At 61.8% G+C, this 20,784-nt stretch carries 15 protein-coding genes, 1 rRNA gene and 1 pseudogene; 12 read left to right on the top strand and 5 right to left on the bottom strand.

What is annotated here, in order from left to right:
- Positions 1-138: 138 nt before the first annotated feature.
- The 6 genes from rrf (at position 139) to qhpG (ending at position 8,174) form a co-directional block, all read left to right on the top strand.
- Positions 139-254: ribosomal RNA gene (rrf, locus tag AB4N33_RS00965) — 5S ribosomal RNA — on the top strand.
- A gap of 185 nt (positions 255-439) precedes the next feature.
- Positions 440-2,332, top strand: coding sequence for a penicillin-binding protein 2 (mrdA, locus tag AB4N33_RS00970; RefSeq protein WP_460141182.1), 1,893 nt, complete (start codon positions 440-442; stop codon positions 2,330-2,332).
- 251 nt (positions 2,333-2,583) lie between these two features.
- On the top strand, positions 2,584-4,491 hold the full coding sequence (locus tag AB4N33_RS00975) for a sigma-54-dependent Fis family transcriptional regulator (protein WP_476456187.1): 1,908 nt from the start codon (positions 2,584-2,586) through the stop codon (positions 4,489-4,491).
- Positions 4,491-6,203: an ABC transporter ATP-binding protein gene (locus AB4N33_RS00980; protein WP_460122226.1), complete on the top strand. Its 1,713-nt coding sequence runs from the start codon at positions 4,491-4,493 to the stop codon at positions 6,201-6,203. Before AB4N33_RS00975 ends, AB4N33_RS00980 begins: the two co-directional genes overlap by 1 nt.
- On the top strand, positions 6,193-6,870 hold the full coding sequence (gene qhpE / locus AB4N33_RS00985; protein ID WP_476456188.1) for a subtilisin-like serine protease QhpE: 678 nt from the start codon (positions 6,193-6,195) through the stop codon (positions 6,868-6,870). The genes AB4N33_RS00980 and qhpE overlap by 11 nt, the downstream gene beginning before the upstream one ends.
- Positions 6,867-8,174: a flavin-dependent monooxygenase QhpG gene (gene qhpG, locus AB4N33_RS00990; RefSeq protein ID WP_476456189.1), complete on the top strand. Its 1,308-nt coding sequence runs from the start codon at positions 6,867-6,869 to the stop codon at positions 8,172-8,174. The genes qhpE and qhpG overlap by 4 nt, the downstream gene beginning before the upstream one ends.
- Before the next feature lie 25 nt (positions 8,175-8,199).
- On the opposite strand, the gene AB4N33_RS00995 is transcribed toward qhpG, so the two are convergent.
- Positions 8,200-9,690: an aldehyde dehydrogenase family protein gene (locus AB4N33_RS00995; RefSeq protein ID WP_476456190.1), complete on the bottom strand. Its 1,491-nt coding sequence runs from the start codon at positions 9,688-9,690 to the stop codon at positions 8,200-8,202.
- A gap of 550 nt (positions 9,691-10,240) precedes the next feature.
- Between AB4N33_RS00995 and peaA the strand changes: the two genes are divergently transcribed.
- The 4 genes from peaA to peaD all read left to right on the top strand — a co-directional run bounded on the left by peaA (position 10,241) and on the right by peaD (position 14,793).
- Positions 10,241-11,821 carry a quinohemoprotein amine dehydrogenase subunit alpha gene (peaA, locus tag AB4N33_RS01000; RefSeq protein WP_476456191.1) on the top strand — a complete coding sequence of 527 codons (1,581 nt, stop codon included), beginning with the start codon at positions 10,241-10,243 and terminating at the stop codon, positions 11,819-11,821.
- 78 nt (positions 11,822-11,899) lie between these two features.
- A complete protein-coding gene (gene peaB, locus AB4N33_RS01005) occupies positions 11,900-13,330 on the top strand; it encodes a quinohemoprotein amine dehydrogenase maturation protein (RefSeq protein ID WP_476456192.1) in 1,431 nt (476 codons plus the stop codon).
- A gap of 1 nt (position 13,331) precedes the next feature.
- Positions 13,332-13,655: a quinohemoprotein amine dehydrogenase subunit gamma gene (gene qhpC / locus AB4N33_RS01010; RefSeq protein ID WP_008016081.1), complete on the top strand. Its 324-nt coding sequence runs from the start codon at positions 13,332-13,334 to the stop codon at positions 13,653-13,655.
- Between the two features lie 25 nt (positions 13,656-13,680).
- Complete coding sequence (gene peaD / locus AB4N33_RS01015) at positions 13,681-14,793, top strand: quinohemoprotein amine dehydrogenase subunit beta (RefSeq protein WP_476456193.1); 1,113 nt, start codon at positions 13,681-13,683, stop codon at positions 14,791-14,793.
- Positions 14,794-14,911: 118 nt separating this feature from the next.
- On the opposite strand, the pseudogene AB4N33_RS01020 reads toward peaD, so the two are convergent.
- Positions 14,912-15,312 (bottom strand): annotated as a pseudogene (locus tag AB4N33_RS01020) (lysozyme inhibitor LprI family protein).
- 186 nt (positions 15,313-15,498) lie between these two features.
- On the opposite strand from AB4N33_RS01020, the gene AB4N33_RS01025 reads away from it, so the two are divergent.
- Entirely contained in the window at positions 15,499-15,978 is a 480-nt protein-coding gene (locus tag AB4N33_RS01025; RefSeq protein ID WP_460122239.1) for an SRPBCC family protein, read from the top strand.
- A 309-nt stretch (positions 15,979-16,287) separates the two neighbouring features.
- Here the strand turns inward: AB4N33_RS01025 and inhA are convergent, their stop codons facing one another.
- A complete protein-coding gene (inhA, locus tag AB4N33_RS01030; protein WP_460122241.1) occupies positions 16,288-16,971 on the bottom strand; it encodes an isonitrile hydratase in 684 nt (227 codons plus the stop codon).
- Between the two features lie 90 nt (positions 16,972-17,061).
- Here inhA and AB4N33_RS01035 point away from each other — a divergent pair, with 90 nt between their 5' ends.
- Positions 17,062-18,024, top strand: a complete 963-nt coding sequence (locus AB4N33_RS01035) for a GlxA family transcriptional regulator (protein ID WP_476456194.1) — start codon at positions 17,062-17,064, stop codon at positions 18,022-18,024.
- Between the two features lie 107 nt (positions 18,025-18,131).
- On the opposite strand, the gene AB4N33_RS01040 is transcribed toward AB4N33_RS01035, so the two are convergent.
- Together AB4N33_RS01040 and AB4N33_RS01045 are read right to left on the bottom strand one after the other, a co-directional pair.
- Positions 18,132-19,958, bottom strand: a complete 1,827-nt coding sequence (locus AB4N33_RS01040; protein ID WP_476456195.1) for a glycoside hydrolase family 15 protein — start codon at positions 19,956-19,958, stop codon at positions 18,132-18,134.
- Positions 19,951-20,748: a glucose 1-dehydrogenase gene (locus AB4N33_RS01045; RefSeq protein WP_476456196.1), complete on the bottom strand. Its 798-nt coding sequence runs from the start codon at positions 20,746-20,748 to the stop codon at positions 19,951-19,953. The genes AB4N33_RS01040 and AB4N33_RS01045 overlap by 8 nt, the downstream gene beginning before the upstream one ends.
- Positions 20,749-20,784: the final 36 nt, after the last annotated feature.

A 20,784-nucleotide genomic window follows, 5' to 3' on the forward strand; every position in this document is an offset into this window, starting at 1 on the left:
CCCAAGCAATTTGAGTCGAAAGGCCAGATTGCGGTGTTGTGAAGACGAAACGAACCGAAAGTTTGCGACTCACAAAGCCGAAAGCCATCACATACCCGATTCGCTGGAATGTCGAAAGACACGTCAGCTCAAGAATTTCTTGACGACCATAGAGCATTGGAACCACCTGATCCCATCCCGAACTCAGCAGTGAAACGATGCATCGCCGATGGTAGTGTGGGGTTTCCCCATGTGAGAGTAGGTCATCGTCAAGATTAAATTCCGAAACCCCAATTGCGAAAGCAGTTGGGGTTTTGTTTTTGTCCCGGGAAAAGTCTGGCTGACGGAATCGTCATCAAGCATGCCCTTCGTTTTTGATATGGTGCTCGTCCATTTTTTCACGGACTGATTTCTAGCCTAGGAACGGCGCTTCATTGCCAGTCAAAGAGCAGCTGTAGAAATGCCCGAACCGATTCCGATCAAGGATCACGAGAAAGAGACGCGCCTGGTCAACAAAAGGCTGATGGCGTGCGCGCTGTTCGTCGTCGCCATAATGTGTACGCTGGTTGCGCGTATGTACGTGCTGCAAGTGATGGAGTTCGATTATCACTCGACGATCTCCGAGAACAATCGTGTCCATGTCTTGCCGATCACCCCGACCAGAGGGCTGATCTACGACCGCAACGGTGTGATCCTGGCCGACAACCGTCCCAGCTTCAACCTGACTATCACCCGCGAACGCGCCACCGACGTCAAGCAAGAGCTGGACGAGGTCGTCAACCTCCTGCATTTGTCCGCCGAAGATCGCGCGTTGTTCGACAAGGCGATGAAGCAGGGGCGTCATCCCTTCGTGCCCGTCACCCTGTTTTACGAGCTGAGTGAAGAACAGATCGCTGTGCTTGCCGTCAATGAATTTCGCCTGCCCGGAATCGATGTCGAACCGCAGTTCGTTCGTCACTACCCCATGGCCGAGCATTTCGCGCATTCGATCGGCTACGTCGGTCGTATCAACGAAAAGGAAGCCAAGGCGTTGGACACGGTTGAATACCGTGGCACCCAATCCATCGGCAAGACTGGCATCGAGAAATTCTACGAGTCAGAACTGCATGGCCATGTGGGCTATGAAGAGGTTGAAACCAATGCCCAGGGCCGAGTCCTGCGCGTGCTCAAACATACCGATCCCATACCCGGCAAAAACATCGTCCTGAGCCTGGACGCCAAGCTTCAGCAAGCCGCTGAGGATGCACTCGGGGACCGTCGCGGCTCGGTGGTTGCTCTCGATCCGTCCACCGGTGAAGTGCTGGCCATGGTCAGCAAACCCAGTTTTGACCCCAATCTGTTCGTCACGGGTATCAGCTTCAAGGAATACGCGGCGTTGCATGATTCCATCGACCGCCCATTGTTCAACCGTGTCCTCAGGGGCCTCTATGCGCCCGGTTCGACAATCAAGCCTGAAGTGGCAATCGCCGGTCTGGATGCCGGTGTAGTTACACCCCAGACTCGCGTCTTCGATCCCGGTTACTACCAGTTGCCGGACTACGATCACAAATACCGCAACTGGAACCACAGCGGTGACGGCTGGGTGGACATGGACGCGGCGATCATGCGTTCCAACGATACTTACTTTTACGATCTGGCCCACAAGCTGGGCATCGACCGCCTGCATGACTACATGGCGATGTTTGGTCTCGGTGAGAAAGTGTCGCTGGACATGAACGAAGAGTCTGCTGGCCTGATGCCGTCCCAGGCCTGGAAGCGTGCGACGCGCCGTCAGGCGTGGTTCCCAGGCGAAACCGTGATCCTTGGCATCGGTCAGGGGTACATGCAGGTCACCCCGCTGCAACTCGCCCAGGCCACCGCGCTGATCGCCAATAAGGGTGTCTGGAACCGCCCGCACCTGGCCAAGACCGTGGACGGTGTCGCTCCGGTTGATGAACACCCCATGCCCAACATCCTGCTCAAGGACCCGCGTGACTGGGAGCAGGTCAACCACGGCATGCAGATGGTCATGCACGATGCACGCGGCATTGCACGTGCAGCCGCGCAAGGCGCTCAGTACCGCATCGCCGGCAAGAGCGGCACCGCGCAAGTGGTCGCGATCAAGCAGGGCGAACGTTACAACCGTGAGAAAACCCTCGAGCGTCACCGCGACAACGCCTTGTTCGTCGGTTTCGCCCCGGCCGAGCACCCGAAGATCGTGATATCGGTGATGATCGAAAACGGCGAGGCCGGTGGCCGTGTCGCGGGGCCTGTGGTGCGGCAGATCATGGATGCCTGGTTGCTGGATCAGGATGGGCACCTCAAGCCCCAGTATGCGACGCCTAGCAAGGTGCCTGGGGATCCGCATGTTTGATCTGGGGTTCTTTAGCGCCTGATAGGCCGTCTTCGCGGGCAAGCCCGCTCCCACAGTGGCCGGTGTCGTTCACATATCCTGTGTACAACACGTAACCCTGTGGGAGCGGGCTTGCCCGCGAAGAACGATAACGCGGTCCCCCCATGAAACCACAAGCGCCGTAAGGCACTTGCCATCGCCCTGACGTTAACGTAAAGATGCTTCAGGGCGCCGATGTTCGAAGGCGCAGGGCGGACGACCCGGAGCGCTTGATGACGCTGATAAAAACAAACTCCCCCAAACTTCACCGTGAAGCCCGGCTGGCTCGGGAAAAACTCCACCTGGAAGGCGAAGTGCCTGACGGTGTGCTGCGGGCCGAGATCGATGCTTCGTGGCGACGCAGCTTGAGTCATGGTGTGCATTTCAACAGCAAGCATGAATTGGCGCTGGAATCGAGCGCGAGCCTTGACGTGCTATTGAGCAATAATCGCTTGTTGATCGACGCCGCATTGCCCGCCATCGATTACCTGGCCGAGCGTCAGGGCAAGGAAGGGTTGATCATCCTCGCAAACTCCGATGCGACCATCCTGGCCGTCGAGGGCCGTGCCGATCGACTCAAGGGCAGTGGCCTGCAAGACATCGCCCTGGGGGCCTGCTGGAGCGAAGCCGCTCGTGGCACCAACGCACTGGGCACTGCCCTGGTGGAAGCCCGGCCAACGATGATTGATTGCGGCGAACACTACCTGGATCGCCTGACTGATTTTTCCTGCACTTCCGTGCCGATCTACTGCCCGCAAGGAGACATCCTCGGCGTCCTCGACTTGACCCGCGAAGGCCCGCTCGGCCGCGTTCACGACAGCACCGCGCTGCTGGCCCTGGCCGTCAGCCAAATCGAGAGCCGGGTGTTCAACGCCAGTTTTCCCGACCAGATTGTGTTGGCCTTCCATAGCCGTCGGCAATACCTCGAGTCGCCCTGGCAAGGGCTGCTGGCTGTGAGCCTCGGAGGACAGATCCTCGCGGTCAGCGCCCAGGCCTGCCAGTTGTTGGGGGCCGAGCGCTCGGCGCTGGTAGGGAGGCGTTGCGAAGAGTTTCTCGGCGTGGATGGCCTGCAATTGCTTTCACGCCTGCATCAGGGTGGCGCCGGCAGCCTGCAGACCGCCAAGGGCGAGTTCTTCTACAAAACCCTGCGCGCTCCCCTGCGCTCACTCAATGTCAGCGCACCCGCGCCGCGCAGCACCACGAAAACCGCGAAGACAGCCCCGGACCTGGAATCCCTGGCCGGCAGCAACAGCCGTTACGCCCGCGCACTGCGTATGGCGCGCCAGGGCCTGGCCAACGAGTTGCCGGTGTTGCTGCTCGGTGAAACCGGCACCGGCAAGGAAGTCATTGCCCGCGCCCTGCACATGGCCGGTAGCCGCGCAGACAAACCCTTCGTCGCGGTGAATTGCGCGGCGATCCCTGAAGGCCTGATCGAGTCTGAATTGTTCGGCTATCGCGAAGGCGCCTTCACCGGTTCGCGACGGGGCGGCATGATCGGCCGTTTGCAGCAGGCCCATGGCGGCACCTTGTTCCTCGATGAAATCGGCGACATGCCCTTCGCGTTACAGGCACGTCTGCTGCGGGTGTTGCAGGACCGCAAGGTGGCACCATTGGGGGCGGGCGAAGAGCAGGACATCGACGTCGCCCTGATCTGCGCGACCCACCGTGACCTCAAGCGCCTGGTCGAAGACAAGCATTTTCGCGAAGACCTGTTCTATCGCGTCAACGGCATCAGCGTGATGCTCCCGGCGTTGCGCGAGCGCGACGATTTCAGTGCGCTGGTGAGTCGGCTGCTGGCACGGCTCGACGCGCCGAGCGTAGTCCTGCACGACGATCTCGGGCGGCTGCTCGCCGGTTACCACTGGCCGGGCAACATTCGCCAACTGGAAATGGTCCTGCGCACCGCACTGGCCATGCGTGAGCCGGGCGAGAGTGTGCTCACCCTCGATCACCTGCCCGACAGCATGCTCGACGAATTGACCGCCAACGAACGTCCGCAGGCAGGTAGTATCCGCGAGAATGAACTGGAGATGATTCGCCAGTCCCTGGACAGCCATCAGGGCAAAGTCTCGGCAGCCGCCGACGCCCTGGGCATCAGCCGTGCGACCCTTTACCGCAAACTCAAACAGTTGCGTTCCTGATGTGGATTGTTCGGCTGGTCGACAGCCACAACCCCGAAGCCCTCCAAGCGGCGCTGCACTGGCTGTACGGTTTCGTCAGGCCGCAGCGCCTGGCCATCGTCGGGTTGCTTGGGCTGTCGGTCTGCGCATCGGCGCTGGTGTTGGTGCAACCCTGGCTGACCAAGCTGTTGATCGACGATGGCCTGCTGGCCCGTAACTTCCCGATGCTGGTGCTGATTGCCGTGTTGATGATCGTCGCCGGGCTGCTCGGCACGGCACTCTCGGGAATCAATCGTTACCTGCACACGCGGCTGTCCGGGCGGATTCTGTTCGCGCTGCGCGACGACCTCTATCGCCACCTGCAGACCCTTTCGCCCGGTTTCTACGGGCAACGGCGCATTGGCGACCTGATGTCGCGCCTGGATGGTGATGTCGCGGAGATCCAGCGCTTTGCCGTGGATTCGTTGTTTTCCGCCGTGTCCAGCGTGATCGGCCTGGTGGTCGCCGTGGCGATGCTGGTGACCCTGTCGTGGCAACTTTCCCTGCTGGCGTTGGTGCTGATTCCCCTCGACGTGTTGTGGCTGCGTTGGATGAGGCGCAAGGTCGAACGTGACGTGCGGCAGTTGCGTGAGCGATCGGCAGACATGTCCTCGTTCATGGTCGAGACACTGCCGGTGATGAAGTTCATCCAGTCGGCCGGGCAGCAACAGCGCGAATCTCGGCGGCTGGAGTCTCTGGGGCAGGGCTACATGAGTCAGTTGTTGCGCCTGCAGGTCACCGAGTTTTTCACCCAGGCCGTGCCGGGCACATTGACCTCATTGTCCCGCGCCTGTGCATTCCTGATCGGCGGTTACTGGGTGGTGCAGGGCACCTGGCAATTGGGTGCGCTGATCGCGTTTTCAACGTACCTGGGCATGGCCGTCGGGCCGGTGCAGAGCTTGCTGGGACTGTATGTGGCCATACAGCGCATGACCGTCAGCCTCGGCCGTGTGATGGAGTTGCGCGGCGAAGAGCCAACCGTGCTGACCCCGGCCGAACCCCAGCCAATGCCGGCGTGCGGCGACTTGCGTTTTGACGACGTGCACTTCAGCCATCCGGGTCGGCCGGCGACCCTGAGCGGGATCCAGGCACAGATACCTTACGGTGTGAAAGTGGCCCTCAGCGGTGGCTCCGGGGTGGGCAAGTCGACGTTGATCGACCTGTTGCAACGCCATCACGATCCGCAGTCCGGTCGGGTACTGCTGGGCGAGACCGATGTACGCGAACTGGACCTGATGCAATTGCGCAGGCAGATCGCCGTTGTCAGCCAGGACATCGTGCTGTTTCGCGGCAGCCTTGCCGACAACCTCGCCTACGCGGTGCCGGATGCAAACCGCGAAGCCATTGCCAAAGTGGCACACCTGGCGCAACTCGACAGCCTGATCGCCTCCCTGCCCGAAGGCCTCGACAGCCCGTTGGGCGAACGTGGCCAGCAGTTGTCCGGCGGGCAGAAACAGCGCATCGCGATTGCCCGGGCGCTGTTGCAGGATCCGATGATCCTGGTGTTGGACGAAGCGACCTCGGCGGTGGACGAAGCCACCGAGCGCGAAGTGATCGAGGCCATCGACCGATTGTTTGCCGGGCGTACGCGCATCCTCATCAGCCATCGGCCTTCCACCCTGGCTGACGCCGACCTGCGCTTCGAACTGATCGATGGTGTGCTGACGTCGAAAACGGTGGCCCATGAAGCGTGATCTGCGAATCGGCGTGGTCGACAGCGGGCATTCGGCGGCGCAGCGGGTGCAGGTGGTTGCCGGTCGGCGGTTCTCATTGCTCGAAGACGCCTTGCTTGAGGATGCCTTGCACGACGACGTCCTTGGCCACGGCAGTGCGGTGATCGAGGCGATTAGCCGACGGGCCCCCGCGGCGCTGTTCTGCGTGGCCCAGGTGTTCGATCAACGCGGTGTCACCAGCGCCTTGCAGATCGCCACGGCCATCGACTGGCTGGTGGCGCAGGATGTGCGGCTGATCAATCTCAGCCTCGGCTTGCGCCAGGACCGCAACCTGCTGCGTGAGGCCTGTGCAATGGCGGTCGAGCGGGGCGTTTTGCTGTGCGCCTCCAGCCCGGCCCAGGGTGAGGGTGTTTACCCGGCCCGTTATCCACAAGTGCTGCGGATCACCGGCGATGCGCGTTGCGCGGAGCAGGAGTGGTCCTGGCTGGACAGCGCCCAGGCGGATTTCGCCGCGTGCGTGCATGGCACTTATCCTGGGCAATCGGGGGCGAGCCTGGGGTGTGCGGCGCTAAGCGGGCACATCGCCGCTTTTCTGTTGGAGCACCCCGAGGCGAGCAATCAGCAGATCATCGATCGGCTGCGAGACAACGCCCGTTATCGCGGTCCTGAACGGCGTAGTGGGCCATGATCGCGATTCTTGGCGCAGGCCCTGCCGGGGCGGCCGTGGCCCTGGGTCTGCGCCGATTGGGCTTTGAGGTGACGCTGGTATCCGAGTGGCGCCGGTTCGCGGCGCTGGAAGGTGTGTCCGTGCGGGTGTTGGAAGCCTTGCGCGGCGCCGGCCTGCAGCATGCCGTGGCTGAGGCGACGTTGCCGTCCCAGCGTCAGGTGTCGTGGAATGGCCAGCAGCATGCACAAAATATCGAGTATCTATTGGATCGCCCGGCGTTCGACCGTGGCCTGCGCGAAGACCTGCGCCTGGCTGGAGTTGAACTGATCGAGGGCCGCGTGCTGGGGGTGCAGTCATTGGCCACGGGGGCGCGGATCGAGATCGAAGGGCATGGCGTACTCGCCTGTGACTTCCTGGTGGAAGCTCGCGGTCGTCAGGCGCCGGCCTCGCACAAAGCACTGGGCAAGGGGCTGCGCGGGCCGGAGACGGTCAGCCTGCTCAACCGCTGGCAAGGCCCGCCGGGCGAGACCGCCAGCGCCGTGGAGAGCCTTGAGGACGGCTGGGCGTGGATGGCGCGGCGGGCGGACGGCCAATGCTACTGGCAATGGACGGTGGACGTGGCCAGCGCGCAACTGCCGGGAAAGGCGCAGTTGCTCGAATATTGCCGACAGCGGCGTCAGGGCTCGGCGTTGGGGCGGGCGTTTTTCGGCGCCGATGCCGAGGCCAAGGCCGAAGCGCAATTGCATGCACGCAGCAGCACGGCGATCTTGAGCCCGCAGGTGTGTGGTGATCAATGGATTCGTGTCGGCGACGCGGCGATGGCGGTGGACCCGCTGTCGGGCAACGGGATTTTCCAGTCGTTGTCCTCGGCGTTGCAGGCGCCGGTGGTGATCAACACGCTGCTGCGAAAACCGGAACGGGCGGCCCTGGCCCAGCGATTTCACCAGCAGCGGGTGGAGCAGCTGTTCCTGCGCTTTGCGCGCATCGGCCGGGACTTTTATGCCGATGAGCAGCGCTGGGCGGATCAGCCGTTCTGGCTGGCCCGGCGGCAATGGCCGGACGCCGAGGTGGTGCATGCCCAGGCGGATTTTGCGTCACTGCGCATCGAGCAGGCGCCGGTGTTGCGAGATGGGTTTGTCGATGAGGCCGAGGTCGTGGTCACGGCGGATCAACCGCTGGGGATCTGGCATCTGCAGGGGATAGAGCTGGCGCCGTTGCTGCGGCGGTTGTGGGTGGAGCCGGTTGGGCAGGTGTTGGCGGGGTTGTCGGTGGAGCAGGGGCAAGTGGTCAGGGGGTGGTTGTTGGCTCAGGGGTATAAGCCCTGAGCCTTGTGTTGGCAGGGCGCCGCAATTACAACTTGATCAACACCGACTTCAACTCCGTGTAATGTTCAATCGCCGCATACCCCATCTCCCGCCCGACCCCCGACATTTTGTAACCGCCGAACGGCAATGCCGGGTCCAGCGCGCTGTGGCAGTTGACCCACACTGAACCCGACTTGATTCGCGGGATCATCCGGTGCACCGCCGCCAGGTCGTTCGACCATATACTCGCCCCCAGCCCATAAGGGCTGTCGTTGGCCAGGCGCAAGGCTTCGGCCTCATCGTCGAACGGAATCGCCACCAGCACCGGGCCGAAGATTTCTTCCTGTACCAGCGAGTGTTTCTGGTCGACGTCGACGATGACCGTCGGCTTGACGAAATACCCCGGGCCGAACTGTTCGCCGCCACAGGCGATGGTCGCGCCGCTTTCGCGGCCCTTTTCAATGTAGCCGTAGACCCGTTCCTGCTGCCGCGCTGAGATCAGTGGTCCCATCTCGACGCTTGGGTCCAGGCCGTTGCCGAGTTTCATCGCGTTGGCGATCCCGGCGATGTCCGCTACCACGTTGTCGAAGTGCTTGCGCTGGACATACAGGCGCGAGCCTGCGCAACAGACCTGGCCCTGATTGAAGAAGATCGCGCTGGCCGCACCGGCCGCCGCGCTGGAAAGGTCGGCGTCGGCCATGACGATGGTCGGCGATTTGCCGCCCAGTTCCAGGGTGACCCGGGTCATCGAATCCATGGCGATCTTGCCGATCTGCTTGCCTACGGCGGTGGAGCCGGTGAACGTCAGCTTGTCCACCAGCGGGTTGTGGGTCAGGGCGGAGCCTGCGGTGATGCCGGTGCCGGTCACCACGTTGAACACGCCTTCGGGGTAGCCGGCTTCCAGTACCAGTTCCGCCAGCTTCAGCGCCGTCAGTGGGGTTTCGTCGGCGGGTTTGAGCACCACGGTGCAGCCGGTGGCCAGGGCCGGGCCGAGTTTCCAGCAGGCCAGCAGGAGGGGGAAGTTCCAGGCGACGATGGCGCCGACCACGCCCACCGCTTCACGGCGGATAAAACTGTGGAATTGCTCGTTGGGCATCAGCGGCGCCGAGACATCCACCGTCGAGCCTTCGATCTTGGTCGCCCAACCGGCCATGTAGCGCAGGAAGTCGATGGCCAGTTGCACGTCCATCACTTGGGCCACGGCCGCGCTCTTGCCGTTGTTCAAGCATTCGAGTTGCGCCAGCAGTTCGGCGTCGCGCTGCATCAGGTCGGCAAGTTTCCACAACAGGTTCTGCCGCTCGCGCGGTCGGGTGCGGGTCCAGGCCGAATCATCGAACGCCTGGCGGGCGGCGAGCACCGCGCGATCAACATCTTCGGGCGTCGCCCGAGGCACCACGCAGAGCACCTCGCCGGTGGCCGGGTTGTGCAACGGCATGGTCTGGCCATCGGAGGCCTCGACCCAGTCGCCTCCGACCAACATGCGCGGAGCGCTCTGGATGAAAGCCGTGGTGGCAGGGAGCAGGTTGGGAAGCGACATGTTGAAACCTCGTCTTGTTCGTGTGACGAGGTCTTTCGCAATGGGTGTGCCAGTTGTGGGTTTTGCTGGCGGGAGCCCGAGCGGGCGGGTTTTCCCGTTGTTTGCGCGATCGTAAAGTCATCGCCAGACGTCGCAATTTGCGACGACATGAGACAACGACGACACCGCCCTCTGTAGGAGCGAGCTTGTCGAGGCGTCGAACCGTCGCGATGGTCGTCAACGATGACGCTGCTGCCTGACACGCAGCGGTGTTCTTTAGTCCATCGCGAGCAAGCTCGCTCCTACAGGGGAAGAGAGCGGGGCTATGCTTGTCTCAGGTTGCAACGGCTGTCGCGAAATAAAACGTGCAACGCCGCTGTCGTTCCTGGAAAAACCTACCCTGTTCGACACAAACCATTGATTAGTCAACAAATTCACAAGCTGGCACGCTCCGTGTATTGCTCATCGCAGACGTTTCTCTTGCCTCCGTTGGCTGCTCATGGCCAACGGCAGAAACCATAAAAACGATAAGCCACAAAAATAAGAAAGCACCGTGCGAGGTTCGACGTTGATGAAGAGAAGACTCCGATCAGGCCTGAGTGTCAGTCTATTGGCCGTGGCCGCCTGTGTAGCGCTGCATTCGCCGGCCAGCCTGGCCGCCCGTGACGCCCAGACCATCCTCAAGGAAACCTGCCAGGGCTGTCACACCCCCGAAGCCGATAACGCCCTGAGCCGCATCAGCCACCAGCGCAAGACGCCGGAAGGCTGGTTGATGAGCATCGCGCGGATGCAGACCATGCACGGTTTGCAGATCAGCGATGACGATCGCCGCACCCTGGTCAAATACCTGGCCGACACCCAGGGCCTGGCGCCGAGCGAAACCGACGGCGTGCGTTACGCCATGGAGCGCCGGCTTAACACGGTCGAACAGTTCGACGAGAAAACCAGCCAGATGTGTGGCCGCTGCCACTCCGGTGCGCGGGTGGCCCTGCAACGCCGGCCCGCCCAGGAGTGGGAGCGCCTGGTGAACTTCCACCTCGGCCAGTGGCCGTCGCTGGAGTACCAGGCGTTGTCCCGCGACCGCGACTGGTTCGATCTCGCCCGCAAGGAGATGGTGCCGCTGCTGGCCAAGCGTTATCCACTGGACAACCCAGCGTGGAAAAGATGGCTAGCCAGCGCGCCGAAGGCTGAAGCATTGGCGGGCGACTGGAGTTTCACCGGCCACCTGCCAGGCAAGGGCGAGTTAGCCGGGATAATGAGCGTCAGCGCCGCTGGCGATGACACCTTCAAGGTCAGCATCAAAGGTCAGTACGCCGACGGTACGCCGTTCAACGGCGACGGCAGCGCGATCCTCTACACCGGCTACGAATGGCGCGGCAACGTGAGCATCGACGGCGTGACCCTGCGCCAGGTGTTCGCCGCCCAGGGCAACGCGATGCAGGGCCGGATGTTCGAGGCCGAGCATGACGAGCGTGGCCTGGACTTCGTCGCCGCCAAGCAGGGCAGCAGCCGCTTGCTGGCGGTGCAACCGGGTTACCTCAAGGCCGGCAGCGAAACCGAAGTGACCCTGATCGGCAGTGGCCTGACCGGCAAGCCGAATTTCGGCAAGGGCGTGGAAGTGGTCGAGGTCGTCTCGCAGACGCCCGAACAGATCAAGGTCAAGCTCAAGGCCGCCGCCAATGCCCAGCCGGGCTTGCGGGCGGTCACGGTGGGAACGCTGAAAGGCCCGAGCCTGTCGGTCTACAGCAAGATCGCCGAGGTCAAGGTGGTGCCGGAATTCTCGGTGGCGCGGATCGGCGAGGGCGGTGGGTCGACGCCCAAGGTGCAGGGGCGTTTCGACGCCGAGGCTTGGGGCAAGGGGGCTGACGGCAAACCGTATCGCATCGGTGTGTTCCCTGCGCAGTGGAAGGTCGAAGCCTTCGACGATCGTGCCAAGGAAGATGAGGACGTCAAGTTCGCCGGCACCATGGAGGCCGAAACGGGCGTGTTCACACCAGGCGATGCCGGGCCGAACCCGCAACGCAAGATGTCCACCAACAATGCCGGCAACCTCAAGGTCATTGCCGCCGTCGACGACGCAGGGAAATCCCTGACCGGCGAGGCCCACATGATCGTGACCGTGCAACGCTGGAACAATCCACCCATTCCGTAAGGCTGATCCGGCACGGCTCCAGACACTTTTCGGAATGAACGCAGGCCCCCGAAGCCGGGGTCTGCAAAGGAGGTTGCAATGGGCGCTATCTTGAATCTGGTTGAGCGCAATCTGCACGAAGTGCAGGTTGATGCCGACCGCATGTTGTTTCACATCCCCAGCAGTTCGCTATTCGCCAGCGACGAACTGACGGGCACGATCATCGACACATTGCGCGGTCCGGGCTGTTCTTCGGACGATTTGATCCAGCGCCTGGCGACGCGGTTCAACGGCGAGGAAATCACCGAGACCCTGCGCGAGCTGATGGCCCTGGAGCTGGTCAGTGATGGCTCACCGCTAACCCCGGACATCGCCACCAAGCGGGTCGAGCGCACCGCCATCAACACCGTGGTGCTCAACGTCAACACCGGTTGCAACCTGAGCTGCACCTACTGCTACAAGGAAGACCTCGACAAGCCATCCGCCGGCAAGAGGATGGACGTGGAGACCGCCATCGCCTCGGTGGAGATGCTGCTCAAGGAATCCCCCGACGAAGAGCGCTTCACCGTGGTGTTCTTCGGTGGCGAGCCGTTGAGCAATCGCAAGCTGATCGAGTACATGGTCGATTACTGTGAGAAACGCTTTCGCGAGGCGGGCAAGTTCGTCGAATTCGTCATGACCACCAATGCCACGCTGCTCACCGAGGAAACGGTGGACTACCTCAACGCCCACCGTTTCGGGCTGTCGGTGAGCATCGACGGGCCCAAGACCGTGCACGACCGCAATCGTATCACCGTGGGCGGGCAGGGCACTTATGAGGTGGTGCGGCGCAAGGCCGAGATGCTGCTGTCACGTTACAACAGCCGCCCGGTCGGCGCGCGGGTCACGCTGACCACTGGCGTCACGGATGTCGAAACCATCTGGGACCACCTGTTCAACGAACTGGGGTTTGCCGAAGTGGGGTTCGCCCCGGTGACCTCCGGCGACATCAGCAGCTTCAACCTGACCAACGAAGAACTGGGGCAAGTGTTTGCCAGCATGAAGGCCTTGGGACGACGCTATCTGGCCGCGGCGCTGGAGCACCGCAACATCGGCTTCTCCAACCTGCATCAGTTGATCACCGATATCCACGAAGGCCACAAGAAAGCCCTGCCCTGTGGCGCGGGCCTGAAGATGCTGGCCGTGGATCACAAGGGCGAGCTGAATCTGTGCCACCGCTTTACCGGCTCCTCCCTGCCGACTTTCGGCAACGTCCATGAAGGGGTCAAGCAGGTCGAGCTGAACGACTTCCTGTCCCAGCGCCTGGACCGCACCAACACCGGTTGCCACGACTGCAACATCCGCAACCTGTGCTCCGGCGGCTGCTATCACGAAAGTTACGCCCGCTACGGCGACCCGGCCCACCCGACCTATCACTACTGCGAACTGATGCGTGACTGGGTGGATTTCGGCATCGAGGTCTACACCCGGATCATGGCCAATAACCCTGCGTTCATCAGCAGCTACATCACTCCGCGCAAGGCTCACTGATATGAAACATCTCAAGGCAATCAATAACAAAGCATTGAAGCTGGATCAGGCCGCGGATGAAAACCGCATTGAAGAAGTCGTGGCCATGAGTTCCGTGGCCGGTTGCGCCTCCACCACCGACCCTGGCTGGGAGATCGATGCGTTCGGCGGTGTGTCGTCGCTGTGCCAGCCCATGGAGGCGGACCTTTATGGCTGCTCCGACCCTTGCTGGTGGCCGGCCCAGGTGCCCGACATGATGAGCACCTACCCGGACTGGAACAAGGATGCCCAGGCGTCCAACGACAACTGGCGCAACCTTGGCACGGTCTTCCCCAAAGACAAGTGATCGGACAGAGAATAAGGAATCCAGCATGCCTAGCATCAAAGCCTGCGGCCTGGCCGCGTTTGCCGTCGTCTGTTCGTTCAACGTCCTGGCCGATGAAAACACCGCGTTGCAAGACGGTCACGAGTACATGTTGACCACCAACTACCCGAACAACCTGCACGTCATTGACCTGGCGACAGACAGCCTGTTCAAGACCTGCAAGATGCCGGATGCGTTTGGCCCCGGCACCGTGCAGTTGTCACCGGACCGCAAGACCGCCTACGTGTTGAACAACCACTACGCGGACATCTACGGCGTCGAGCTCGACAGTTGCAAGCCGGTGTTCCACGCCAGCATCACCCAGAAGCCGGGGGAGAAGGCCAAATCGATGTTCGCCTTCACCCTGAGCCACGACGGCAAGGAACTGTTCGCGATCGCCAACCCGACCCTGATGCTCAACGATCGCTACGAAGTGCAGCAGCCGCGACTCGATGTGTACGCCACCGATGCCGGGATGGACGCCAAACCCGTGCGCAGCTTTCCGGCTCCCCGGCAATTGACCATCATGCAAAGTGGTGACGACGGTACGCTATATGTGGCCGGCGCGGACATCTACAAGGTCGATGTGAAAACCGGCAAGTTCGATGTGCTGATCCCCAGTCGCCACTGGAAACGGGCGAACTATGCCGCACCGGACGTGCTCTACGTGTGGAACCAGCAGACCTATCGCCATGACTTCTCGCTGCTCTACACCACGGCGAAATTCAAGGACAAGAAGCAGGACCCCGCCACCGCCGACTACCTGTACGGGTTGTTCAGTGTCGACCTGAAGACCGGCAAGACCGAAACCACCGACTTCGGTCCGTTGACGGAGATCTATTTCAGCGGCATGCGCTCGCCGAAGGACCCCAACCTGATGTTCGGCGTGCTCAACCGCCTGGCCAAGTACGACATCAAGGAGAAAAAGATGCTCCAGGCGGCGACGCTGGATCACTCCTACTACTGCATTTCCTTCAACAAGGACGGCAGCAAGATTTACCTGGCGGGGACGTTCAACGATGTGGCGATCTTCGATGCCGACAGTTTGAAACAGGTGGGGAGCATCAAGTTGCCTGGGGGGGATATGGCGATTACGACGGCTCAGGTGTTTATCCGGTAATTTGTGGCGTCTGGGCTGACGCCTTCGCGGGCAAGCCCGCTCCTACAGGTTCGCGGTGTGCGCAAATCACTGTGGGAGCGGGCTTGCCCGCGATGAGGCCCTCAAGGCCACTGAAGATCTACTGCCCCGGCACCGGACAACTCAAATCCCCCTCCTGGCATTTCAGGTAATTCTTCAGCGTCTCCACCCGCGCCTTGGTCAGCTCGGTGACGCAGTTGCTGTAGATCAACGGATAAACACTCCCGCCCGTCACCGCCGACGAAGCGAATTTGCACTCGGCGTCGCGAAAGCCAATCCACTCCCGCTGGGCACCGACCAACAGCTTCTTGCTCTCGGGGCTGCTCTTCAATCGCGCAGTGATCTGCTGGTACAGCGCATTCAATTCCTTGTCCGCTGCCTTGTGCTCCTGTGCCGCGCACTGATTCATGGTCGCCTGGTCGCTGGCGTTGGCGCAGTCAACGGCGTGGGCAAGGGGGTGAACAGCAGTGGCGTCAGCGCCAGGAGCAGGCGAGGGGGCATGGGAATCTCACTGAGTCGGGAAACGTGAGGGCAGTGTAGCGAAACGAGCGTGACAGGATGTGAAACCCTGCCTTCGAACTTTGCCCCGGATGTGCGGCCGAATATGTCAGGCAAATGGATTGAGAAACACATTCAAGGTTGGACAAAGGGCCTGACCGGCCTACTGTGCAGTAAAGGAGGTGATTTATGAACCCAGCATCAGATCGCATCGAAAGGAAGATCCTGCTCAAGTCGCCGCGCTCACAGGTCTGGCGTGTGGTGGCCAACGCCGAAGCGTTCGGGCAATGGTTTGGCGTCGCCCTGGAAGGCAAGCGTTTTGTCGCCGGGGAGTGGACCCAGGGGCAAATTACCTACCCCGGCTACGAACACTTGCTGTGGAACGTCCTGGTGGAGCGGGTCGAACCCGAGCGGGTGTTTTCCTTCCGCTGGCACCCCTATGCCGTGGAACCGGACATCGACTACTCCCAGGAGCCCACCACGCTGGTGCGTTTCGATCTCGAAGACATGGATAACGGCACCTTGCTCAAGGTGACCGAGTCGGGTTTTGATCACATTCCCCAGTCGCGCCGGCTCAAGGCGTTCCGCATGGACAGCCGGGGGTGGGATGAACAGATGAACAACATCGAAGAATTTCTGAAGATCAACACCCGGGCGAACGAGCGTTAGGAAGAGCAAGCTTACGGACCTAAGGGTTTTCGGAAGGGTGGCTATGGCGAATGTCTTACACGCGTTGGTAATGATGTCGCCTATCGAAGATTGGATCCGAAACGTAATCTAGCGCCATCAACTGAAGCACAGGGAGTGCTTCAGGATCACGGATGATCGACCATCAGCAGGGACTCGCTATCGACAGGGAGTCGAATGGTCTTGGAAAACCCGCCTCTGGCGGGTTTTTTTGGTCTGTCGAAAACCCTGCGTGCTGACAATCGCTCCCACAGAAGATCAAAAGCGAATGACAGTCCATTGCTGACGGGCTCAGATCCCCAACCTCGCCGCCACCCGCTCGGTGATCTGCGCCCTTTGCTGGCGCGATTGCGCGGTACGCTTGTTGGCCTCTTGCAGAACGGCGGCAGGCGCCGTCCGAGGGCTGCCGGAGTCGAACGGCGGCGCAGGCGCGTACTCGAGTTGCAGCTGCACAAGTTGCGCGGTCTCCTTATCGAACAGCTCCGCCGCCAGCGTCAGTGCAAAGTCGATCCCGGCGGTAATCCCACCACCAGTGAACAGATTGCCATCGCGTACCACCCGGTCCTGCACCGCAATGGCCCCGAGCGGCGCCAATAACTCGTGATACGCCCAATGCGTGGTCGCCCGTTTTCCCTTGAGCAAACCCGCCGCACCCAGTACCAGTGAGCCGGTGCACACCGACGTCACGTACCGGGCCTGAGCCGCTTGGGCCTTGATGAATGCCAGGGTGACTTCATCCTCCATCAACGGCCCGACACCGCTGCCGCCGGGGATGCAGATCACGTCCAACGCAGGGCAGTCATCGAAGGTGGTGGTCGGTTTGAGGACCAGGCCGGTGCTCGCGGTGACGGGCACCAGGTCTTTCCAGATCAAGTGCACCTGCACATCCGGCAGCGAAGCCAGCACGTCGTAAGGGCCGGTCAGGTCCAGTTGCTGAACCTGAGGGAACAACAGAAAACCGATCTGCAACGTCATGGCATGTTTCTCGTGAAGTGAGTGGACGCCTTCACATTAGACTCGTAGCATTTGGCGCATACGCCAATTACCCCACGAATTACGCCAACCATGCCGAAGATCATTCATGTGCTCGCTTTCGCCAACGTGCAATTGCTCGACGTCACGGGGCCATTGCAAGTGTTCGCCTCTGCCAACGACATTGCTCGTCAGAAAGGCTTGCCCGAGCCTTACGCGCCGACGGTGATCGCCAGCGGTGGCGGGGCGGTGGCCTCGTCGGCGGGGTTGGCGCTGTTGGCCGAACCTTTGCCCGAGCAGGCTGGGGACACCTTGATCATCGCTGGAGGCTGGGGCGTTTACGCCGCGTCGGAAGACGAGGCTTTGGTGGCATGGGTACGCAAGCACGCGGCGGGGTGTCGGCGCGTGTCTTCGGTGTGCACCGGGGCATTCCTGCTGGCGGCCAGCGGCTGGCTCGATGGGCGGCGTGTGGTGACGCACTGGACCCGTTGCGAGCAACTGGCGCAAAAACATCCGCAGCTTACGGTCGAGCCCAATCCGATCTTCATCAACGACGGCCCGGTGTGGACCTCGGCCGGGGTGACAGCCGGCATCGATCTGGCGCTCGCCATGGTCGAAGCTGACCTCGGTCGAACCTTGGCACTGGAAGTCGCCCAGCAACTGGTGGTGTTTCTCAAGCGTCCGGGCGGCCAGTCACAATTCAGCGTGACCCTGTCACTGCAAAAAGAAGGCGGCCGGTTCGACGAGCTTCATGCCTGGATCAGCGAAAATCTTACCGTAGACCTCGGCATCCCCACATTGGCCCAGCAAGCCGGCATGAGTGAACGCAGCTTTGTGCGTCACTACCGCGCCGACACCGGCCAGACCCCGGCACGGGCCATTGAACTGATCCGCGTGGAAACCGCTCGACGGTTGCTGAGCGACACGGGCGTGCCGATCAAACGGCTGGCGTTGCAATGCGGGTTTGGCAGCGAGGAGACGTTGCGCCGCAGCTTCCTGCGGGCCATGGGGGTGACGCCGCAGGCTTATCGGGAGCGGTTTTCGGTCAGCGCTTGAGATGGGGGCCGGGGGCCCATCGCGAGCAAGCTCGCTCCTACAGGTGATTTGTGTACGCTGCAAAACCTGTAGGCGCGAGCTTGCTCGCGATTGAATTCGACACAGTCTCAAGGCTGCCAGGAACTCTTCTCCCCGCTCAACTTGCGATCCAGGAACACCGCCGCGCTGATCAGCGCCAGATGTGTCAGCGCCTGCGGGGTATTGCCCAGATGCCGCCCGTGACTGTCAAACTCCTCGGCGTACAACCCCAGCGGGTTGGCGTAGCGCAACAGTTGCTCAAACTCCAGGTGCGCCTTTTCCACCTGCCCCGCCCGAGCCAGGCATTCGACGTACCAGAAAGAACACGCGGCAAAGGCGCCTTCGGTGCCGACCAGGCCATCGATCCCGGTGTCGTCGTTACGGTAGCGATAGACCATGCCGTCTCGCACCAGGTGTTTCTCGATGGCTTGCAGGGTCGCGAGCCAGCGTGGGTCCTTGGCGCTGACAAAACGCACCAGCGGCATCAACAGCATCGAACCGTCGAGGGCGGTACCGCCGATGTGCTGGACGAAATGCCCACGCTCTTCGTTCCAGAAGTTGTCCCAGATGTCGGCGTAGATGGCCTGTCGTGTCTCGTCCCAACGGGCGAACGGCGCTGGCAACGAACGTTTGGACGCCAGGCGAATCGCCCGGTCCACGGCTACCCAACACATCAATCGCGAGTGCAGGAAGTGATGCTGCTCGCCGCGCATTTCCCAGATGCCCACGTCTTTTTGCTGCCAGGTCTCGCACACTTGATCGACCACGTGAACCGCGTGTTTCCAGCCTTCGTGGGAGATGGCATCGCCGTATTTGTTGACCAGGTACACGGCATCCATCAACTCGCCGAAGATGTCGAGCTGGATCTGCGCGTAGGCGTCGTTTCCGATGCGTACAGGCCGGGCGCCGCCATGGCCGGACAGGTGCGAGAGCTCGGTTTCCGGCAATTCCTGGCGACCATCGATACCATAGAGGATGTTGATTTTCATCGGTTTGCCGTGGCAGTCGCTGACCCGCCCGCGTACCCAGCGCATGTAGTCGTTGGCTTCCTGGACAAATCCCAGGCGCATGAACGCATAGACGGTAAACGAGGCGTCGCGGATCCAGGTGTAGCGATAGTCCCAGTTGCGCTCGCCGCCCGGGGCTTCCGGCAGGCCGAAGGTTGCCGCTGCGAGGATCGCCCCGTGTTTGCGCGAGGTCAGCAACTTCAGCGCAAGGGCGGAGCGATTGACCATTTCCCGCCAGCGGCCACGGTAGTTGGATTGACCGGACCAGTCGCGCCAGAACTTCAGCGTGCGCGCCATGCACAGATCGGCAGCGCCTTTTTTGAAGCGAGGATCGTCGGCACCCCCGAGCAGGAACTGTGCGCTCTGGTCCTGCTCAAGAGTGAATTCGGCCAGTGCGGCGTGGTCTTCGAGGCTTAACGTCTGATCCGAGGCCAGGCGCATCGCTGGTTGATCCGCCGCCTCGAACACTGCGTCCTGATCGTCCAGGCGCGCACGGGTTTTGGCGCGGGCGTAGTCGTGGCGTACGGCGCAACGCATGTGGAAGGTGGCGCGCCCGCTGATGACGCGCACCCGGCGCATCAACATCGGCAGATCATCTTCGCTGTCGCCAATCGGCAGCAAATCGGTCACTTCGACCACGGCCCGCTCGCTCAGCCAACGGGTTTGCAGCACGTTGGTGTCGGGCAGGTAGATCTGTTCGCGGCGGGCGTCGGGCAGGTCCGGGGACAATTGGAAAACTCCGGCCTCTGGGCTGTCCAGCAGCGAGCAGAATATCGATGGGCTGTCGAACTCAGGCCAACAGAAGAAATCCACGCTGCCCCTGTCATTGACCAGCGCCGCGCTACGCATGTCGCCAATGATGCCGTGGGCGTCGATGGCGCTTTGTCGTTCCTGTTGATGATCAGCCATTGCCGCGAAACTCCGGATAGAGGCTCATGCCGCCGTCGATGAACAGCGTCGTGCCGACGATGTAGTCGGAGGCGTCGGAGGCGAGAAATACCACCGCATTGGCGACGTCCTCGACCTCGCCGATACGCCCGTAGGGGATGAGCTTGAGCAGGTGGGTGGTATCACCTTCGGTGACATCGCGATTGATTGCGGTGGCAATCGCTCCCGGCGCAATGCCGTTGATGCGAATGCGCTGGTGGCTGACTTCCTGGGCGAGGGTTTGCATCAACTGGTCGAGGCCGCCCTTGGAGGCGGCGTAGTTGACATGTCCGGCCCAGGGGATGCGTTGGTGCACCGAACTCATGTGGATGATTTTACCGGCCGCTCGGGACACGCCTTCGCGGATACCCTGTCTGTTGAAGATGCGCAGGGCGGCGCGGGCGCAGAGGAACTGGCCGGTGAGGTTGACGCCGATCACGTGGTTCCAGTCGGCGAGGGTCATGTCCATGGCGGGTGCGTCTTTTTGCAGGCCGGAGTTGGCGACCAGGATGTCCAGGGTGCCGAAGGTTTCGAGGGTTTTTGCGAACAGGTGTTCGACGTCTTCTTCCTGCGAGACGTCCGCGCCTATGGCGATAGCGCGACCGCCCTGGGCGTTGATGTCCTGGGCCAGTTGTTCGGCGGGCGCGGCATGGGAATTGTAGTTGATCACGACGGCGGCGCCGGCGGCGGCCAGGGCCTTGGCGCTACCTGCGCCGATGCCGGAACTGGCACCGGTGATCAGGGCGACCTGGTTTTTCAGTGAGATCTGCATGTTGGACGGCGCCTTGGGGTTAGGGCTTATTCTGCT

The sequence above is a fragment of the Pseudomonas sp. S1_E05 genome, assembly GCF_056337105.1.

What these genes read in the sequence shown, in the direction of transcription:
- mrdA (WP_460141182.1), top strand. Translation starts at nt 440, where the DNA reads ATGCCCGAACCGATTCCGATCAAGGATCACGAGAAAGAGACGCGCCTG.
- AB4N33_RS00975 (WP_476456187.1), top strand. Translation starts at nt 2,584, where the DNA reads ATGACGCTGATAAAAACAAACTCCCCCAAACTTCACCGTGAAGCCCGG.
- AB4N33_RS00980 (WP_460122226.1), top strand. Translation starts at nt 4,491, where the DNA reads ATGTGGATTGTTCGGCTGGTCGACAGCCACAACCCCGAAGCCCTCCAA.
- qhpE (WP_476456188.1), top strand. Translation starts at nt 6,193, where the DNA reads ATGAAGCGTGATCTGCGAATCGGCGTGGTCGACAGCGGGCATTCGGCG.
- qhpG (WP_476456189.1), top strand. Translation starts at nt 6,867, where the DNA reads ATGATCGCGATTCTTGGCGCAGGCCCTGCCGGGGCGGCCGTGGCCCTG.
- AB4N33_RS00995 (WP_476456190.1), bottom strand. Translation starts at nt 9,690, where the DNA reads ATGTCGCTTCCCAACCTGCTCCCTGCCACCACGGCTTTCATCCAGAGC.
- peaA (WP_476456191.1), top strand. Translation starts at nt 10,241, where the DNA reads ATGAAGAGAAGACTCCGATCAGGCCTGAGTGTCAGTCTATTGGCCGTG.
- peaB (WP_476456192.1), top strand. Translation starts at nt 11,900, where the DNA reads ATGGGCGCTATCTTGAATCTGGTTGAGCGCAATCTGCACGAAGTGCAG.
- qhpC (WP_008016081.1), top strand. Translation starts at nt 13,332, where the DNA reads ATGAAACATCTCAAGGCAATCAATAACAAAGCATTGAAGCTGGATCAG.
- peaD (WP_476456193.1), top strand. Translation starts at nt 13,681, where the DNA reads ATGCCTAGCATCAAAGCCTGCGGCCTGGCCGCGTTTGCCGTCGTCTGT.
- AB4N33_RS01025 (WP_460122239.1), top strand. Translation starts at nt 15,499, where the DNA reads ATGAACCCAGCATCAGATCGCATCGAAAGGAAGATCCTGCTCAAGTCG.
- inhA (WP_460122241.1), bottom strand. Translation starts at nt 16,971, where the DNA reads ATGACGTTGCAGATCGGTTTTCTGTTGTTCCCTCAGGTTCAGCAACTG.
- AB4N33_RS01035 (WP_476456194.1), top strand. Translation starts at nt 17,062, where the DNA reads ATGCCGAAGATCATTCATGTGCTCGCTTTCGCCAACGTGCAATTGCTC.
- AB4N33_RS01040 (WP_476456195.1), bottom strand. Translation starts at nt 19,958, where the DNA reads ATGGCTGATCATCAACAGGAACGACAAAGCGCCATCGACGCCCACGGC.
- AB4N33_RS01045 (WP_476456196.1), bottom strand. Translation starts at nt 20,748, where the DNA reads ATGCAGATCTCACTGAAAAACCAGGTCGCCCTGATCACCGGTGCCAGT.